Genomic DNA, 13,653 nt, shown 5'->3' on the forward strand with positions numbered 1-13,653 from the left:
ACTTGGCCCAAGAGTCGGCAGTTGATCTGGGAAGGCCGACGGGTTCACGCAGCCGCCCCGCCTCGCGGGGCGAGACGGGGCGGCGGGCTCCGAAGCAGCGGGCGACGGCCCTGGTGGGAGGGGGAGGTCAGCGTCCGGCGGCGGAGTTGCGCTTCTTCTTCAACTTGCGGTCGTCGCGCAGCTCGACGTACGGCTCGACCTCGGCCGGGTGCCCGGCGGCGATCGCCCGGCTGCGCTCCAGCTCCGCGTCGAACTCCGCGCCCAGCAGGATCGCGACGTTGCTCAGCCACAACCAGACCAGGAAGATGATCACACCGGCCAGCGCCCCGTACGTCTTGTTGTACGAGCCGAAGTTGCCGACGTACAGGGCGAACAGCCCGGAGACCAGCAGCCAGATCAGCACGGCCAGCAGCCCACCGGGGCTGACCCAGCGGAACCCGCCGTGCCGGGCGTTCGGTGACGCCCAGTAGAGGATCGCGAACATCAGGCTGACCAGCACCAGCAGCACAGGCCACTTGGCGATGTTCCACACCGTCACCGCGGTGGAGCCGATCCCGATGGCGCTGCCCGCCTCCTCGGCGAGCCGGCCGGTGAAGACCACGATCACCGCGCTGGCCAGCAGCAGGACGCCGATCACGGCGGTCACCCCGACCCGGATCGGCAGGGTCTTCCAGATCGGCCGCCCCTCCGGAACGTCGTAGATGCTGTTGGAGGCGCGCATGAACGCGGCGACGTACCCGGAGGCGGACCAGAACGCGGCGAGCAGACCGATGATGGCGGCGACGCTGGCCAGCCCGCCGGCACTGGAAGCCTGGTCGATCGCGGCCGAGATGATCTGCCGGATGTTGCCCTCCGGCACCGCCTGATTGACGGTGTCCCTGACCCCCTCCGTGGCGCCCGGTCCGAGCAGGCCGAGGATCGAGATGAGCACCAGCACGCCGGGGAAGATCGACAGCACCCCGTAGTAGGTCAACGCCGCCGCCCAGTCGGTCAGGCTGTCGTCCTGGAACTCCCGCACGGTGCGCTTCAGCGTCGCCAGCCAGCCGGTGCCCGACAGCTCCGTCGGGCTGTCCGGCCCCTCGTCCGGACCGACCGGCCGGTCCCGGACCGAGCCACGCCGATCCCGGCCGGCGTCACGCCGATCCCGGTCCGAGCCGCTCCGGTCCCGGCCGGCGTCACGCCGATCCCGGCCGGCTTCCTGCCGGTCCCGGTCCGCGTCCTGCCGGTCTGGGTTGCGGCCGGTCCCCGCCTGATCAGCGTCGATCTGGCTGTCGGCGCCCGGCCGGGCCGCGCCCGGGGTGCGGGCGCCGTCCCGGTCGCGTCCGGCGCGGACGGAAGTCTCGTCGGAGGCCATCGCCCCTCCTCATGGTCGCGGTGTCCACTCGGACATGCCCCGGGAAGGAGGCCACTAACCGCTGACGGTGGAGCAGACGTTCCATCCGGCGGGCCGCCACCACCAGCCCCGGCACGGTCGCCCCCAACAGGTACGCCACGTCGAGCGGCCAGGACCGACCGCCGTCGGCCAGCGCGACGCCGCAGCCGCCCCACGATCCACCGCCCGGGGTGTCACCGGTTCCGGTGCTCGTCACCCGGCAGCGCGACGATTCGGGCCCGGCGTCAGCCAGCCGGCCTGGGCGCGGTGGCCAGCGTCCACACCGCGTACGCCCAGAGCAGCAGCCCGGCGCCGATGCCGACGACCAGGCCCGGCGCCACGGCCGAGGCGAGCCCGGTGACCAGGCCGGCGAGCGCGACCAGGCACATCGCGACGCCGAGCAGCCACAGCCGGGGGTCGCGCAGCAGCGGGGCGAGCGGGTAGAAGTGTGCACCGACGACGGCGCAGACCAGCACCGGGGCGTACGCCGAGCGCCCGAGCACCGCCAGCAGCGCCGCGCCGAGCCCCGCCACGGCGAACTCGGCCACCACGATGAGCAGGTACCGGCGGTCCGACGCCCGGTCCCTGACGGCGCCCGCCTCGGGGCGGCTGCGCGCGGCGACAACGGCGCCGGCCACCGCCGTGCCCAGCGCGCCGACACTCGCGACCACCAGCAGCGCCCGCAGTGGCTGGTCGGCCGCCGGCACGCTGAACCAGATCGTCGCGAAGACGCCGAGGTAGAGGGCAGTGAGTCCGGCCTGGCGCCGGGGGACGCTGAGCATGAGTGGCCCCGCCTTCCAAAAGGGTCGGTCGAAGCAGCCTACGGGCCGGCCGGCCAGCCGCTCGCGGCCACCTGACGCCCCGCCCGCACGCCCCCGCCATGATCGTCTGCTCGATACCGGCACGACACGCCGGGCCCGCTGCCGCTCAACGACTGACAATCATGAAGAGGCGCACAGCGCGGGTGGCGCAGGGCCGGCAGGCGCGGGGCTAGAGGTTGGTGGGGGTGGTGGCGGCGCGGGCGGCGGCGACCAGGTGGTCGGTCTCGGCGACCACCGGCTCGTCGTCGGCCGGGGTGCCGGGGTCGTAGCGGACCGTCCAGGTCAGGCCATCCACGCCGGGCACCCGGCGCGCGGCGATCCGGCCGGCGCCGCCGGGCACCGGGTGCTGCTCGGTGTACGCGACCGAGTTGGTCACCCGCGCGCGCACCTGGTGCGGCAGCTCCCCCGGGTCGAGCAGCAGGTACGTCTCGGCCGGGCAGTCGGCCACCACCAGGTAGCCGTCCCGCTCGGCGACCCGCTCGGCGGGCGTGACGGTCAACTCCCGGCCCGACCACCCGGCCTTGAGGATGTCGTGCCAGCCCAGCCGGTGGCCCCGCCCCGGGAGCCAGAGCCCGAGGTTGCTGGCGACCACCACGCCGTCGCCCTCGCCGACCGCGGCCCAGGCGAGCACCCGCTCGCCGTCGGCGAGCGGCGGACGGGCCGCCGGGGGCAGCTTCGGCCTGCGGTTGAACAGTCCCATCAGAGCCCTCCCGCGGCCTGCTCGCGCAGCGCCCGTGCGTGCTGCTCCAACGAGAGCAACTCCCCGAACAGCGCGAAGTACTCGTCCTTGTCGCTGACCGGGTTGATCCGCTGGATCTTGGACTTGAGATCCTTGATCCGGCCGGTCACCGAGCCCCACTGCAACCGCGCGATGGTCACCGAGACGTACCGCGGGTCGGGCTCGCCGTCGATCCGCAGCGGCTCGACGGCCAGCTCGCCGACCAGGGCCTGGGCGGCGAGGTCGCCGCACGCGTCGCGGACGGCCTCGACCCAGACGGCCCCGCCGGTGGCACCGGCGGCACCGCCGGCCGCCGCGACCGCCTCCCGCACGGCCACGTGCAGCGGGTGGCGGTACTCCGACGCCTCGACCGCGTCGAACATCGGGCCGGCCAGCACCGGCTCCTGGACGGCGAGCTTCAGCGCCTCCCGCTCGACCAGCGACAGCGGGCTGTCCACGGCGGGCACGCCCCGGGCCCCGCGGGCCTGGGAGGGCGCCGCCTGCCCGGCGGGCTGGCCCGAGGCGGCGGCGAGCACGGCCCGCTGCACCGGCTCGATCTCCATGCCGAGGTCACCGGCGAGCTTGCGCACGTACTCGGGGCGCTTCTCCCGGTCCTTGAGCTTCGCCACCAGGGGGGCGGCCCGGCGCATCGCCTCGACCCGGCCGTCGACGGTGTCCAGGTCGTACCGGTTGATCAGGTGGCGGAGCGCGAAGTCGACCAGCGGCTCGCGGCGGGCGACCAGGTCGCGGACCGCCAGGTCGCCCTTGGCCAGGCGCAGGTCGCAGGGGTCCATGTTGTCGGGGCTGACCGCGATGAAGGTACGCCCGACGAAGCGCTGGTCGTCCTCGAAAGCGCGCAGCGCGGCCTTCTGCCCGGCTGCGTCCCCGTCGAAGGTGAAGATGACCTCGCCGGCCACGTCGTCGGTGTCCAGCAGCAGCCGGCGCAGCACCCCGATGTGGTCGGAGCCGAACGCGGTGCCGCAGGTCGCCACGGCCGTCGGCACGCCGGCGAGGTGGCAGGCCATCACGTCGGTGTAGCCCTCGACGACGACCACCTTGCCCTGCTTGGCGATCTCCCGCTTGGCCTGGTCGATGCCGTAGAGCACGTGTGACTTCTTGTAGATCGGCGTCTCGGGGGTGTTCAGGTACTTCGGGCCGTCGTCGTCGTCGAACAGCTTTCGGGCACCGAAGCCGATCACGTCGCCGGTGATCTCCCGGATCGGCCACATCAGCCGACGACGGAACCGGTCGATCAGCGTGCCGGACCGCGACGGACGCGACAGCCCGGCGGTGACCAGTTCGTCGTGGCTGAAGCCCTGCTGGCGCAGGTTCTTGGTGAGCAGATCCCAGGCGTCCGGGGCGAAGCCACAGCCGTACCGCTCGGCGGCGGCCCGGTCGAAGCCGCGCTGCGCCAGGAACTCCCGGGCCGCACGGGCGCCGGCTGTGCCGAGCTGGGCCCGGTAGAACTCGACGGCGGCGGCGTGGGCGGCCACCAGCCGCTGCCGCTGCCCCTGCTGCGGGCGGGCGCGCGGGGTGGTCTGGTCGTTCTCGACGTAGCGGAGCTGGATGCCGGCGCGGGCGCCGAGCCGCTCGACGGACTCGACGAAGCTGAGGTGCTCGGCGTCCATCAGGAACTTGATCGCGTCGCCGCCGGCCCCGCAGCCGAAGCAGTACCAGACGTTGCGGGCGGGCGAGACGTTGAACGAGGGGCTCTTCTCGTCGTGGAACGGGCAGAGCCCCTTGAGGTTGCCGCCGCCGGCCGACCTGAGGGTCACCGTGTCCGAGATGACCTCCTCGATCGAGGTGCGTTCCCGGACCAGCGCGATGTCCTCGTCCCGGATCCGCCCAGCCATCCGCCACCCCCTCGGCCCCATATCCTGCCCTGCCGGGGGCGGCGATCCGGCGTCGGGGGGACGACTTGTGGCGCGTGCCGCCGCCCGTCCGGGGCCGGAATGGGTTCGGCCCTGGCCACGGGCGGCCCCGCTCAGGCGGCGGTGGCCTCCTCCGTCTCCTGCTGGCGGTTCCAGTCGGCCTTCGTCGAGCGCCAGCCCTCGTCGTCCATGCCGCGCCGCCAGTAGCCGGAGATCGACAGCCGCTCCCGGGGCACGGCGTGCTCGACGCGCAGCAGCCGGCGCAGCTCACGGACGAAGGTCGCCTCGCCGTGCACGAAGGCGTGCACGTCGCCGGGCGGGAAGTCCAGCGCCGTCACGGCCGCCACCAGCGCCTCGCCGACCGGCCGGTCGCCCCGGTGCAGCCAGGTCAGCTCCACCGCGCCCGGGCTGGGCAGCGGCTGCTCGTCGGCGGCCTCGGCCACCTCGACGAAGACCTTCGCCGGGGCGTCGAGCGGCAGCCGGGCCAGGGCGGCGGCGATCGCCGGCAGGGCGCTCTCGTCGCCCACCAGCAGGTGCCAGTCGGCGTCCGGGCTCGGCGCGTACGCCCCGCCCGGGCCGGTGAACGACACCGGGTCGCCGGGGCGCAGCCCGGCCGCCCACGGACCGCCCACCCCCACGTCGCCGTGGTGCACGATGTCGATGGTCAGCTCGCCGGCCAGCGGATCCCAGGCCCGCAGGGTGTACGCCCGCAGCCGGGGCCACTGCTGCGAAGGCAGATCCCGGCGGATGGCGGCGAGGTCGACCGGCTCCGGGTAGGTCACCCCGGGCGGCGGGAAGACCAGCTTGACGTAGTGGTCGGTGTACTCGCCCACCGGCAGGCCGGTCAGCTCCTCGCCGCCGAGCACCAGCCGGACCAGGTGCGGGGTGGGCCGCTCGGTCCGCAGGACCCGGGCGGTGGTGACCTTGTTCGGGCGATCCGTCATGGTGCTTAGGCTAGCCTAAGTAACCCCGGCTTCCTACTGGCCGCTCGATCCCGCCGGCAGACCCGGCCGGTCCTGTCGCCCCTCGGCCGCCCCGGCGGCTCAGTCGGCGAGCAGCCGCTCGTGCCAGGCCAGCGCGGCCGGGTCGGTGAGCGAGGCGACCTGGTCGATCACCACGCGCAGCCGGGCGCCGTCGTCCGGGGCGGCCCGCCACAGCGGGGCGAAGACCTCGTCGAGCGCCTCCGGCGCCCGGTGGGTCAGGGCGGAGACCAGCTCGGCGAGGATCTGCCGCTGCCGCTCGTACCGGCACCGGGATCCGGGCCGGCGCATCACATAGCGCAGGGCGATCCCCTTGAGCAGCGCGCACTGCGCCCGGACCAGGCGCGGCACCACCAGGTCGGCGGCGTACCGGCGCAGCGGGCCGGGGCCGCGGCGCTCCCCGGTGGCAGCCAGCACGGTCGAGACGAAGCGGCCCGTCAGCACGCTGGTGGTGGCCTTCAGCGCGGCCTGGGCGCGGTGGCTGCCGTCGTACCCGAGGAGCGGGGCGAGCACCGGGTCGGCGAGCAGCTCGACCAGCACCTCACCCAGATCGGCCGGGGACTCCCCCGAGTACGCGGTGGCCACGTCGGCGCAGAGCGCGGCCCGCTCGTCGGGGTCGGCCAGCAGCGAGCGCAGGGCGACGTACCCGCCGTGGATGCCGTCCTCGACGTCGTGCACCGAGTACGCCACGTCGTCGGCCCAGTCCATCACCTGCGCCTCCAGGCAGCGCCGCCCGCCGGCCGGGGCACCGGCGCGCAGCCAGTCGAAGACCGGCCGGTCGTCGGCGTACACCCCGAACTTGCGCTCGCCAGGGCGGCGCGGCCAGGGGTACTTGCCGGTGGCGTCGAGCGACGCCCTGGTCAGGTTGAGCCCGACGGAACGCCCGTCCGGGCCGAGCACCTTGGCCTCCAGCCGGGTGAGCACCCGCAGCGTCTGGGCGTTGCCCTCGAACCCGCCGCAGGCCGCGGCGAGCCGGTTCAGCTCCGCCTCGCCGTTGTGCCCGAACGGCGGGTGCCCGAGGTCGTGGGCCAGCCCGGCGGTGTCCACCACGTCGGGGTCGCAGCCGAGCCGGGCGCCCATCTCCCGGGCGATCTGCGCCACCTCCAGCGAGTGGGTCAGCCGGGTACGCAGGAAGTCGTCGGTGCCGGCGACGTGCACCTGGGTCTTCGCGGCGAGCCGGCGGAACGCCGCCGAGTGCAGCACCCGGGCCCGGTCCCGCTCGTACGGCGAGCGGCCGTGCGCGGCGTCCTTGGGCGGCTCGGCGACCCAACGCGCGGTGTCGGCCGGCTCGCCGCCGGGGACGCCCTCGTGCCGATCGCTCACTCCACTACCCGCGCTGCCGCAGCACGCAGAACTCGTTGCCCTCCGGGTCGGCCAGCACCGTCCAGCCGACCTCGCCCTGGCCGACGTCGACGTGCCGGGCGCCCATGTCGACCAGCCGCTCGACCTCGGCCTCCTGGTCGGCCGGGCGCAGGTCGAGGTGCAGCCGGTTCTTGACCTGCCGGTCGTCGGGGACCGGCAGGAAGACGATGCCGGGGAGCTGGTCGGCGGACTGCCGGATCTCCACCTCGTCGGGCTGCTCGTTGACCAGCTGGTAGCCCAGGACCTCGGCCCACCAGCGGGCGAGCCGGGCCGGATCCCGCGCGTCGACGGTCAGACTTTCCCAGACGCTGGCCATGCGGTCCACCCTCCACCGGCGATACGACACACTCGCGCGCTCAGGTTACGCCGGAGCGGCCCGCTCGGCTCGGCGGGCAAGGTGAGGGTTTTGCAACAGCCGATCAGTCGAGAGTTGTCGACCGATCGCCGACCGTCGCGGGGGTCGCGGGCCGCCATGGCGGCGGGTAGCGTTTCCGGAGCAGAACGTTACCGAAGATCCGCACATCTGAATGCACGACGGGAAGTGACGCTCGTGGACGCTGACGCGGTGCTGGGAACGGAGTTGTGGGGGCTGCGCCGACGCCGGCCGGAGGTCGCCGGCACGGTGCTCGCCGGCACCGACGGCCTGCTCATCTCCAGCGACCTGCCGACAACCGACGCAACCCACCTGGCAGCCCTGGCCGCGGCCAGCTTCGGCCTCGGCAATCGGGTCGCCGACACGGTGCGGCACGGCGAGTTCCAGGAATCGGTGGTACGCACCGCCCGGGGTTGCGTGGTGACCTATCCGGCCGGCCGGCACGCCCTGCTCACCCTGGTCACCGCAGCGGGCACCGACCTGGAGACGCTGCACACGGAGGCCCGGGAGGTGGCCGACCGGGCGGGCTCCGTCTTCGACCGGCAGCGCACGGCGGTCGTCCCCGGCCCGGTGCCGGACCCGCACGCGCCACTGGCCGTGCGGACCCCCATGGCGACGCTGCCCGGCCGGGCCCCCAACGCGTCCCGCGTCACCGGCTGGCGGCGTCCACCGATCTGAGCCCGTCGGTCCCGGTGGGGGTGCGTGCGGCTCACCCACCGGGGCCGGCGCCGATCGGCCGACGCCGCAGGTCGGCGGCGCGGGTCGGTCGACGCCGGCCGGTCAACGGCTGTCCGTCAACGGCTGTCGGTCAACGGCTGTCGGAGCCGTCGCTCTCCACCACGGCGCGACCCGCCTCCAGCCGGGCCACCGGGACGCGGAACGGCGAGCAGGAGACGTAGTCCAGCCCCACCTCGTGGAAGAAGTGGACCGACTCCGGGTCGCCGCCGTGCTCGCCGCAGACCCCGAGCTTCAGCTCCGGCCGGGCGGCCCGGCCCTCCTCGGCGGCGATCCGCACCAGCCGGCCGACGCCGTCGCGGTCGATCGACTCGAACGGCGAGATACCGAAGATGCCCAGTTCCAGGTAGCGCCAGAAGAACGCGCCCTCGACGTCGTCGCGGGAGAAGCCCCAGCCCATCTGGGTCAGGTCGTTGGTGCCGAAGGAGAAGAACTGCGCCGCCTCGGCGATCTGGCCGGCGGTCAGCGCCGCCCGGGGCACCTCGATCATCGTGCCGATCAACACCTCGACGCCGCTGTCCCCGACCACCTCGGCGATGATCTTCTCGGCCTCGGCACGTACCGTCTCCAGTTCCTGGACCGCGCCGACCAGCGGGACCATGATCTCCGGGCAGGCCGCCCGGCCCTCGCGGGTGACCCGGACCGCGGCCTCCGTGATCGCCCGGACCTGCATGGCGAACAGGCCGGGGATGACCAGACCGAGCCGGACCCCACGCAGTCCCAGCATGGGGTTCTCCTCGTGCATCCGCCGGACGGCGGCGAGCAGCGCCTCCTCCTTGGCGACGTCCTCGCCGCGTTCCTGGGCGACGGCGACGTCCACGGCGAGCTGCTCCAACGGGGGCAGGAACTCGTGCAGCGGCGGGTCGATCAGCCGCACGGTGACCGGCAGCCCGTCCATCTCGCGGAAGATCTCCACGAAGTCGTCGCGCTGCAACGGCAGCAGCGCGGCCAGCGCGTCCTGCCGCTCGGTGTCGGTGCGGGCCAGGATCAGCCGCTCGACCAACTCCCGCCGGTCGCCGAGGAACATGTGCTCGGTGCGGCACAGCCCGATGCCCTGCGCGCCGAAGCGCCGGGCCCGGGCGGCGTCCGCGGCGGTGTCGGCGTTCGTCCGCACCGCCAGCCGCCGCCGCCCGTCGGCGTGCGTCATGATCCGGTGTACGGCCCGGACCAGCGCGTTGTCGATGTGTTCCGGGTCGAGGCTGCCCTCGAAGTACTGCACCACCTCGGACGGCATGACCGGCACCTCGCCGAGGTACACCTTGCCGGTGGTGCCGTCGATGGAAACGACATCACCCTCGGCGACGGTGCGCCCGCCGACGGTGAACATCTTCGCCGGCACGTTGACGTCGATCTCGTCGGCGCCGGAGACGCAGGTCTTGCCCATCCCCCGGGCCACCACGGCGGCGTGGCTGGTCTTGCCGCCCCGCGAGGTGAGGATGCCCTGGGAGGCGATCATGCCGTTCAGGTCGTCGGGGTTGGTCTCCCGGCGGACCAGGATCACCGCCTCCCCCGCGCCGGCCAGCTCGACCGCCCGGGCAGAGGTGAAGACCACCTTGCCGGACGCCGCGCCCGGCGACGCGCCGATGCCCTTGGCCACCGGCTCGAACTCGTGGTCGAGTTGGAACCGGGGAAACATGAGCTGGGCGAGCTGCGCGCCGTTGACCCGGTGCAGCGCCTCGTCCAGGTCGATCAGCCCTTCGTCGACGAGTTGCCCGGCGATGACGAACGCCGCCGCGGCGGTGCGCTTACCGACCCGGGTCTGGAGCATCCACAGCTTGCCGCGTTCGATGGTGAACTCGATGTCGCACAGGTCCCGGTAGTGCTCCTCCAGCCGGGCCATGATGCCGAGCAGCTCGTCGTAGGACTTCTTGTCCAGCCGCTCAAGCTCCTGCAACGGCACGGTGTTGCGGATTCCGGCGACCACGTCCTCGCCCTGGGCGTTGGCCAGGTAGTCGCCGTAGATGCCCTGCGCGCCGCTGGCCGGGTCGCGGGTGAACGCGACGCCGGTGCCCGAGTCCGGGCCGAGGTTGCCAAAGACCATGGCCACCACGTTGACCGCGGTGCCAAGGTCGGCCGGGATGCGCTCCTGGCGACGGTAGAGCACCGCGCGCTCGGCGTTCCACGACTCGAAGACCGCGCGGATGGCCAGGTCGAGCTGCTCGCGCGGCTCCTGCGGGAACTCCCGCCCGGTGTGCTTGGCGAAGATCTTCTTGTACGCGTCGACGAGCCCGCGCAGGTCGTCCGCGTCCAGATCGAGGTCGTTCTGCGTGCCCCGGGCGCGCTTGACGTCGTCGAGGGCCTGCTCGAACTCCTCGCCCGGCACCTCGCACACGGTCTTGCCGAACATCTGGATCAGCCGGCGGTAGGAGTCCCAGGCGAACCGGTTCGCGCCGCCGGAGGTGGTCTGGCCCGCCCCACCGCCCGCCTGGGCGCTGAGCCCGACGACGCTGCGGTCGTTGAGGCCGACGTTGAGGACGGTCTCCATCATGCCCGGCATGGAGAACTTGGCGCCGGAGCGGACGGACACCAGCAGCGGGTCGTCGGGGTCGCCGAGCCGCCGGCCCATCCCGCGCTCCAGCGATTCCAGGTGCGCCTCGATCTGGCCGGCCAGCCCGTCCGGCTCCCGGCCGGTCGCGAGGTACGCCTTGCAGGCCTCGGTGCTGATCGTGAAGCCGGGGGGCACGGGCAGGCCGAGGTTCGTCATCTCGGCGAGGTTGGCCCCCTTGCCACCGAGAAGCTCCTTGAGCTCCTTGTTGCCCTCGGAGAAGTCGTAGACGTACTTGCGATCGACCATCTCTTGCGCTGCCACCAGAGCCTCCCACGTGCGCCGGGACTGACACTTAACGAAGGTTCAGATCCTCCATACCCCGGGGCCGGCCACCGGCAATCCGATGTCGTCGCCGGTCGGTGGGCGAAGGGTAAGCGAACATCGTCTGACCTGGGCCCGTTCGGTGACAATCGGCACAGTCATCCGGACTATGCGTGTCCGTACCGGTTTTTGGGACCGCTTCCACGCGCACTATCACGCATTTTCCCGCTCCTCTCGTACTCTTGGCGCGGGTTCTGTCGAACCTCACCTTTGCCATATCACTCGTAAATACACCCGGGAGTCGACGCCGTGCCGCCCGTCCCGCCCCGCGCCCCCGAGACCGATCCCGAGACCGCCCCCGACCTGCTTGCCCCGACCGACCCGGCCGGCCGCCGGCTGGCCGCCGGCGAACTGGCCCGGGCCGCCGCCCGGGTGGCCGGCGACCGGCTCGCGCCGCCGGCCCCGGTCCGGCTGGGCGACGTGGTGCCCGCGCCGGAACAGGTCGAGCCCGACCCGGCGGCCGACTTCACGCTCCCGGCCGACGCGGTCGTCCGGGTCGACCCGGATCCGGCCGCCCGGGACGTCGCCGAGCAGTTCGCCGCCCTGCTCCGCCCGGCCACCGGCTACCCGGTCCCGGTAGCCGACACCGTCGCGGACCCGGCCGGCGGCCTGACCCTCACGCTGTCCGGCGCCGGGCCCCACGTCACGGGACCGATCGACGCGCCCGACACCGCCAGGCCCGACACCGCCGGGCGGGCCGGGGCCGAAGCCCTCGGCGCGGAGGGATACCGACTCGACGTCCGGTCCGACGGGGTGCGGCTCACCGCGGCCACCCCGGCCGGCCTGTTCCACGGCGTGCAGACCCTGCGCCAGCTCCTGCCGGCCGCAATCGAGAGTCCCGCCCCGGTGACCGGACGCTGGACGCTGCCCGGCGGGACAATCGTCGACCGGCCCAGGTTCCCGTACCGGGGCGCGATGCTCGACGTCGCCCGGCACTTCTTCGCCGTCGCCGACGTGCTGCGGGTCGTCGACCACCTGGCCCGGTACAAGCTCAACCACCTGCACCTGCACCTGACCGACGACCAGGGCTGGCGGATCGCCGTCGATGCCCGGCCCCGGCTGGCCACCGTCGGCGGGGCGACCCAGGTCGGCGGCGGCCCCGGCGGCTGCTACAGCGCGGCCGACTACCGGCGCATCGTCCGGTACGCCGCCCGCCGCCACGTCACGGTCGTCCCGGAGATCGACCTTCCCGGCCACACCAACGCGGCGCTGACCGCGTACCCGGAGCTGGCGCCCGAGAGGGTCGCGCCGCCGCCGTACACCGGCACCGCGGTCGGCTTCAGCTACCTCGACCCGGCCGACGAGCGCACGTACGCCTTCGTCGCCGACGTGCTCGGCGAGGTCGCCGCCCGTACCCCCGGGCCGTACCTGCACATCGGCGGGGACGAGGCGTTCAAGGTTCCGCCCGACGTGTACGCCCGCTTCGTGGAGCGGTTGCAGGGCATCGTCGCCGACACCGGGAAGACGGTGGTCGGCTGGCACCAGATCGCCCCGGCCGGGCACGCCGAGGGGCGGATCCTCCAGTGGTGGGGCACGCAGGGGAACGACCCGGTGGCCGCCGAGGCCGTCCGGCGCGGCGCCCGGCTGATCCTCTCCCCCGCCAACCACGCCTACCTCGACATGAGGTACGCCCCGGACACCCCGATCGGGCACGACTGGGCCGGGCTGATCGACGTGGCCCGCGCGTACGACTGGGACCCGGGGACACACCTGGACGGCGTGCCGGCCGAGGCGGTGCTCGGCGTGGAGGCCCCGCTCTGGACCGAGTTCGTCACCTCGCTGGCCGAGATCGAGTTCATGCTGCTGCCCCGGCTCCCCGCCGTGGCGGAGCTGGCCTGGTCGCCCCGGCGTACCCACGACTGGTCCGCCTTCCGCGATCGCCTCGCCGGCCACGGCCCGCGCTGGAGCATCGCGGGCATCACCTTCCACCGGGCCCCGGAAATCCCCTGGCCGGCGGAGCCCCACGGCATACCCCACCTCCCCACCCAGACGTCGCGGCCAGAACCACCACAGCCCAGACGGACGCGTCGGGTTTCGCCGCCCCGTTGACGTGAACCTCTTGATCGACGGGGTGGGGTGGTGTCTGGTTTGGGGTGGGGTGTCCGGTGGTCGGGGTCACCGTGGGGGTGGAATCGGTGGGGGGTCGGGGGCGTTGTACATGGTTCACCCGGGCGAGACCGGCCCGGGGCAGCCCCCGGGAACCGGGGCCCGCGTGGAATGCGGGGCCGGCCGGGATGGTTACACCCCCCTGGACGTCCGAGCAGGTCCCCCCGGATCGCCGGGTTGTCCCCCCTGATCTGATCCCCCCTTTTTCGCGGCACACCGTCGTTTTTTGTGCGGGTGTCGCGTGTCCCCCGACCAGAGGAGCACGCCGTTATGCGTACCGATCTGATCCGTAGGACCGTTCTTTCCGCTGGTGTTCTGGCCGCCGCCGCTGGTGGTGTCGCCGCTCCCGCCGTCGCCGCCCACGCGGCCCCCGCCGCCGGGAAGGCTCCCGTCGTGTCGGTGCAGGCCGACCGCAAGGGTGGGGAGCGGCAGTTGGACGTGCGGTA

General features: G+C 73.5%; 10 protein-coding genes. 2 read left to right on the forward strand and 8 right to left on the reverse strand.

Annotation, left to right across the window (positions count from 1 at the left end; all coding sequences use genetic code 11):
• Positions 1-127: 127 nt before the first annotated feature.
• The 7 genes from ACFYZF_RS25390 to ACFYZF_RS25420 form a co-directional block, all read right to left on the reverse strand.
• Complete coding sequence (locus ACFYZF_RS25390) at positions 128-1,354, reverse strand: YihY/virulence factor BrkB family protein (RefSeq protein ID WP_387024790.1); 1,227 nt, start codon at positions 1,352-1,354, stop codon at positions 128-130.
• A 263-nt stretch (positions 1,355-1,617) separates the two neighbouring features.
• Positions 1,618-2,154, reverse strand: a complete 537-nt coding sequence (locus ACFYZF_RS25395; protein ID WP_387024792.1) for a hypothetical protein — start codon at positions 2,152-2,154, stop codon at positions 1,618-1,620.
• Between the two features lie 208 nt (positions 2,155-2,362).
• Entirely contained in the window at positions 2,363-2,893 is a 531-nt protein-coding gene (locus ACFYZF_RS25400; protein WP_387024794.1) for a hypothetical protein, read from the reverse strand.
• Positions 2,893-4,764 (reverse strand): DNA primase, encoded by a 1,872-nt coding sequence (gene dnaG / locus ACFYZF_RS25405; RefSeq protein WP_387024796.1) that lies wholly within the window; start codon positions 4,762-4,764, stop codon positions 2,893-2,895. The genes ACFYZF_RS25400 and dnaG overlap by 1 nt, the downstream gene beginning before the upstream one ends.
• A gap of 131 nt (positions 4,765-4,895) precedes the next feature.
• Positions 4,896-5,726, reverse strand: coding sequence for a siderophore-interacting protein (locus ACFYZF_RS25410; protein ID WP_387024798.1), 831 nt, complete (start codon positions 5,724-5,726; stop codon positions 4,896-4,898).
• A gap of 99 nt (positions 5,727-5,825) precedes the next feature.
• Positions 5,826-7,085: a deoxyguanosinetriphosphate triphosphohydrolase gene (locus ACFYZF_RS25415; protein WP_387024800.1), complete on the reverse strand. Its 1,260-nt coding sequence runs from the start codon at positions 7,083-7,085 to the stop codon at positions 5,826-5,828.
• Positions 7,086-7,089: 4 nt separating this feature from the next.
• Positions 7,090-7,440, reverse strand: coding sequence for a VOC family protein (locus ACFYZF_RS25420; RefSeq protein WP_387024802.1), 351 nt, complete (start codon positions 7,438-7,440; stop codon positions 7,090-7,092).
• A 234-nt stretch (positions 7,441-7,674) separates the two neighbouring features.
• Between ACFYZF_RS25420 and ACFYZF_RS25425 the strand changes: the two genes are divergently transcribed.
• On the forward strand, positions 7,675-8,175 hold the full coding sequence (locus ACFYZF_RS25425; RefSeq protein WP_387024804.1) for a roadblock/LC7 domain-containing protein: 501 nt from the start codon (positions 7,675-7,677) through the stop codon (positions 8,173-8,175).
• 130 nt (positions 8,176-8,305) lie between these two features.
• On the opposite strand, the gene ppdK is transcribed toward ACFYZF_RS25425, so the two are convergent.
• Positions 8,306-11,041: a pyruvate, phosphate dikinase gene (ppdK, locus tag ACFYZF_RS25430; protein ID WP_387024806.1), complete on the reverse strand. Its 2,736-nt coding sequence runs from the start codon at positions 11,039-11,041 to the stop codon at positions 8,306-8,308.
• Between the two features lie 288 nt (positions 11,042-11,329).
• On the opposite strand from ppdK, the gene ACFYZF_RS25435 reads away from it, so the two are divergent.
• Entirely contained in the window at positions 11,330-13,150 is a 1,821-nt protein-coding gene (locus tag ACFYZF_RS25435) for a beta-N-acetylhexosaminidase (RefSeq protein ID WP_387024822.1), read from the forward strand.
• The last annotated feature ends 503 nt before the right edge of the window (positions 13,151-13,653 follow it).

The organism is Micromonospora sp. NPDC001898 (assembly GCF_042891255.1).
In the GTDB taxonomy this organism is placed as follows: domain Bacteria; phylum Actinomycetota; class Actinomycetes; order Mycobacteriales; family Micromonosporaceae; genus Micromonospora.

Bases quoted from the DNA above. Each gene is read 5' to 3' on its own strand.
- ACFYZF_RS25390 (WP_387024790.1), bottom strand. From the start codon at position 1,354: ATGGCCTCCGACGAGACTTCCGTCCGCGCCGGACGCGACCGGGACGGC.
- ACFYZF_RS25395 (WP_387024792.1), bottom strand. From the start codon at position 2,154: ATGCTCAGCGTCCCCCGGCGCCAGGCCGGACTCACTGCCCTCTACCTC.
- ACFYZF_RS25400 (WP_387024794.1), bottom strand. From the start codon at position 2,893: ATGGGACTGTTCAACCGCAGGCCGAAGCTGCCCCCGGCGGCCCGTCCG.
- dnaG (WP_387024796.1), bottom strand. From the start codon at position 4,764: ATGGCTGGGCGGATCCGGGACGAGGACATCGCGCTGGTCCGGGAACGC.
- ACFYZF_RS25410 (WP_387024798.1), bottom strand. From the start codon at position 5,726: ATGACGGATCGCCCGAACAAGGTCACCACCGCCCGGGTCCTGCGGACC.
- ACFYZF_RS25420 (WP_387024802.1), bottom strand. From the start codon at position 7,440: ATGGCCAGCGTCTGGGAAAGTCTGACCGTCGACGCGCGGGATCCGGCC.